General features: G+C 42.6%; 4 protein-coding genes. All 4 read left to right on the forward strand.

The window, feature by feature from the left end:
- The coding region (locus WEIDD23_RS08645) for a glycosyltransferase family 4 protein (protein WP_062358914.1) at positions 1-752 on the forward strand (752 nt) is incomplete at its 5' end.
- Between the two features lie 4 nt (positions 753-756).
- Entirely contained in the window at positions 757-1,776 is a 1,020-nt protein-coding gene (locus WEIDD23_RS08650; protein WP_062358915.1) for a lysylphosphatidylglycerol synthase transmembrane domain-containing protein, read from the forward strand.
- Entirely contained in the window at positions 1,773-2,027 is a 255-nt protein-coding gene (locus WEIDD23_RS08655; RefSeq protein WP_010369896.1) for a DUF1797 family protein, read from the forward strand. The genes WEIDD23_RS08650 and WEIDD23_RS08655 overlap by 4 nt, the downstream gene beginning before the upstream one ends.
- 122 nt (positions 2,028-2,149) lie before the next feature.
- Positions 2,150-4,354: an LTA synthase family protein gene (locus WEIDD23_RS08660; protein WP_010369894.1), complete on the forward strand. Its 2,205-nt coding sequence runs from the start codon at positions 2,150-2,152 to the stop codon at positions 4,352-4,354.
- The last annotated feature ends 281 nt before the right edge of the window (positions 4,355-4,635 follow it).

Consider the following 4,635-nt stretch of genomic DNA (forward strand, 5'->3'; position numbering starts at 1 on the left):
AAAATATTTTCTACTGGTATGTGATGGCGTTTTACAAGCGTATGGATCACATTGTGGTGGTTAATCCAACGTTCATTGAGAAGTTGGTGGCTTTAGGCGTTAAGCGGGACAAAATTACCTATATTCCGAATTTTGTTACCAAGACGCAATTCCATCCGTTGCCACTAGAGCAAAAGCAGACTTTACGTCAGCAGTTTGGCATCGACCAAGAGGCATTTGTGGTGTTGGGTGTTGGCCAAATTCAAGAACGCAAAGGGATTTGGGACTTCATTGCACTGGCACGAGAAAATCCACAGTGGACCTTTGTTTGGGTAGGGGGCTTTTCATTTGGCTCAATTACAGCCGGTTATGATGAATTGAAAAAGGTTCTCGCTGATCCACCAGCTAATCTAAAATTCCCAGGGATTGTAGATCGCGCAGTCATTAACGGGTATTACAACGTTGCTGACGTTTTCTTATTACCAAGTTATTCGGAATTGTTCCCAATGTCAGCGTTGGAAGCATTTAGCACAGGGACACCGACAGTCTTGCGTGACTTAGATTTGTACCGAGCGATTATTGACGGCTACTATTTGCCGGCTAAAGATAAAGCGGATATGCAACAAGAGCTTGCAACCTTAGCGATTGATTCAGATTTGCGGCAACGTTTGTCAGAACAGGCACTCGCGGCTTCAGAACGTTATTCGGCCGATTATGTCGCGGGCATCTGGCAAAAGTTCTACACGGAACAGGCTGCACTAGGAAAGAGGTAGCTAGATGACAAAACGTAATGGGATTGTCTTTGTTATTATGCTGTTAATCGGCCTAGGCATCTTTTACTGGTCATTTCGTACGGTGAATTTGCATGAGTTTACTCAAGATTTACGGCAGACTAACTGGTGGTGGCTTCTGGTCGCCGTTGGCGCCATGGTGATCTATTTGTTGCTTGAGGCAGTCGTTGTTAAGGTCTTTGTTAACGATGCACATGAGAAATTAAGCTGGAAGGATGCCATTCGGGTACCGTTGGTTGAACAGTTTGGTAACGGTATTACGCCGTTTGCCACCGGTGGTCAGCCAATGCAGATGATTACAATGGCACAGGCTGGAATTGACCCCGGCCGTGCCGGTTCAATTCTATTGATGAAATTTGTCGTATATCAAGGCATGATTGTCGTGAACTTTATCCTGGCGTTGGTGATTGGCTACCAGTATATTGCGGATAAGCTCCATGCTTGGGCATTATTTGTAATTTTAGGGTTTTTGGTGCATTTGGCAGTCATTGTTGGTTTGTTGTTAGTCATGTATTGGCCAGCACTAACTAATACGTTGGTGCAGTGGCTGTTTAAGCCGATTCAGCGGTTTAAACCTGATAAAGCGACTGCTTGGCGGGAAACGGTTGATGCTAAGATTGTGAATTTCCATCAAGAGAGTGTTCGGATGAGTCATGATTGGCCGGCTTTGTGGCGGGCCATCGTGGTGACGTTCTTCCAAATGATGGTTTATTACCTAATTCCGTACTTCATAATGCTAGGGTTGGGTGTGTCACATGTTAACGTTATCTTGGTAACGGCCTTTCACATTTTGATTGTCATGGTCATTTCGCTGTTTCCGATTCCAGGTGGAACGGGTGGGGCCGAGGCTGGTTTTGCGATGTTATTCGCACAGTTCTTGCCTAATGCAGCGTTACTTGTATTTGCCATGGCGATTTGGCGCCTGATTACCTACTATATGGGGATGTTTGCAGGCATCCTAGCCTTCAGCTTAAGTGCCGATAAGATAGAAAGAGGAAAAGAGTGAGTCGAGAAAGTGATTTGGTACAAATCGCTCAACGTATTCGTGCCATGATGGTCGATGACCGTGATGATGTGCAAACACGACATTTTGATGCATTCGGGGTCACAGTTGTTACAGTCATGTATGATCGGCCATCACAAACATTTGCAGTTGAGGGACTACGTGATAATAACCGACGTTTTGCGTTTGATGACGCAGATTTGGTTGCAATCGACATTTATGAAGCGTTGCAGGACTTTAAGGAGACCTTTTAAAACTGTGACGAAAAGTTGGTATCATTAAGTCTCTTTTATGTTTCGTTAATGGAACAGCTGTATACTGAAAGAATATAATTTAAGAACGGATTGTCGTTCGAGATAAAATGGAGCGTAATAAAATGCAACGAGTAATTTCAGCTATCAAAAAATGGTGGCCGGACTTTAACTCAACGGTTGGCTTCTTCTTGTTGTCCGTGTTCTTGGTTTGGTTAAAAACCTACTGGGCATATAAGACGAAATTTTCACTGGGAGTTAGCGGATCTTTGCAAGAGTTCTTGCTATTTTTGAATCCAATTCCAACAGCAATTATTTTGCTTGGAATTGCGCTTTACTTCCGTGGACGAATTGCCTACTGGTTGATGTTGTTGATCAATTTAGTACAGACGATTTGGCTGTTTGCTAATATCTTGTACTATCGTGAGTTCTCCGACTTTTTGTCGTTGAATATTATGAATTCTGGTGGCTCAGTCGAAAATAACTTGAGCAAGTCAATTGCAGGTATTATTCAAGGATCGGATTTCCTGGTCTTTTTGGATATTATTGTGTTGATTGTTTTGTTGTTAACGAAGGTCATTAAGGTCGACAAGACGGCCGTCCAAAAGCGATTTGCCGCATTAACGACCGTGTTTGGTATCTTGTTGATGCTGGTTGGCTACGGTATTTCGTCAAAGGATCGCTCAGGCTTACTGACGCGAACATTTGATAACAACTACATTGTTAAGTATTTGGGTTTGAATGAATACGCGGCCTATAACGTCTTTAAGACAAAACAAACGGCAGATGTTAAGAAGGAAGCGAAAGCCTCTGACTTGGATAAGATTAAGCAATTCGTGAAGAACAATAGTACGTTGCAGAATTCTGTTTACTTCGGTAAGGAGAAGGGCAAGAACGTGATCATGTTCCACTTGGAATCATTCCAACAATTCTTGATTGATTACAAGGTTAATGGGGTAGAGGTGACACCTAACCTCAATAAGTTCTACCATGATCAAAACACATTAGCATTTGATAATTTCTACAATGAAGTTGGTCAAGGAAAGACAGCTGATGCTGAAATGATGTTGGAAACCGGATTGTTTGGGACCGCTTCGGGCTCAGCGATGGTTAACTATGGTACGTCAAATACGTACCAAGCAGTACCAGCATGGCTTGACCAGCAAGGTTATACAACGGCTGCCTTCCACGGGGACGTCGCGTCGTTCTGGAATCGTGATAATACCTATAAGTCATGGGGATATGATTACTTCTTTAGTAAGCCATATTACAAGGATGCTGATAATGCCAGCTACAACATCGGCTACGGTATGAAGGATAAGATTTTCTTGCAAGATGCAGCTAAGTATGTTGAACAGTTGCCACAACCATTCTATGCAAAGCTGATTACGGTTACTAACCACTATCCATATGACTTGGATAAGCAGAACATTTCAATTGAAAAGACAACGACAGGTGATAAGACGGTTGATGGGTATGTGCAAACGGCCCGTTACCTAGATCAGTCATTTGCTGAGTTCTTAAATTGGATGAAGAAATCTGGCTTGTATGATAAGTCAATGATTGTTTTGTATGGTGATCACTATGGTATTTCTGAAAACCATCCAGCTGCAATTGCTAAGTTGATGGGTAAGAGTTCAGTTAACAAGTACGACCTTGCGAACTGGCAAAAGGTGCCATTTATTGTGCACGCACCTGGTTTGCAGGGTGGCGTGAACCACACGTATGGTGGAGAAATTGACGTTATGCCAACGTTGTTGCATCTACTAGGTGTCTCAACAGCGAATGATGTGCAATTTGGCCAGGACTTGTTGGCAACAAACCGTAAGCAAGTTGTGCCATTCCGTAATGGTGATTGGGTATCAGCAGAGTACATGAAGTATGGTGGCAATTACTATGTCACAACGACTGGTACGAAGATAAATCCAAAGGAAGATCCACGCGCAAAGGAAATCATTGACCAGACGCAGGCGTACGTTAATAAGATGTTAACGTACTCAGATAACGTTCAAACGGGAGATTTGTTACGTTTCTACACACCAGAAGGCTTTAAGAAGGTTAAAAAGTCTGATTATTCATATAAGAAGTCAGATGGATTGAAGTTGTTGAAGCAGATGGACAAGGAGCAAGACACAACGTTGAAGGATCAACATGATCAGAAGTCGACCATGGCTGACTATGTCACGGATGCACCAGAACTTGGTGGTCAACCGCAGACGATTCAACAAGCATCAAGTAGCAGCAGTACATCTACTGACGGGGCAGCGACTGATAGCGCCACTGTTGACGATAGCGGTGCTGCAACGGATAGTACAGCAGTTGGACAGTAATAACATCACAAAAAGCACGCAGATTTAGGTCTGACGTGCTTTTTTATTGTTCGGAATTAATTGATGAATTAAAGTAGTTGACGAACGTTCGCGAATGCGATATATTATTTAAGCACTCGAAAACGGAAACGTTTCTTGTGAAACTTGAATAAAACAAAGTGTTGACATTGTGTTGATTGCTTGGTAAGATATTTAAGTTGTCTCAGGGAGATATATAAATCGAATGAGATTGATATTGAAGTTGTTGAAATAAGTTGTTGACAATTTACTTTCACTTCTGT

The organism is Weissella sp. DD23, assembly GCF_001579105.1.
GTDB classification, from domain to species: Bacteria; Bacillota; Bacilli; order Lactobacillales; family Lactobacillaceae; genus Weissella; species Weissella cibaria.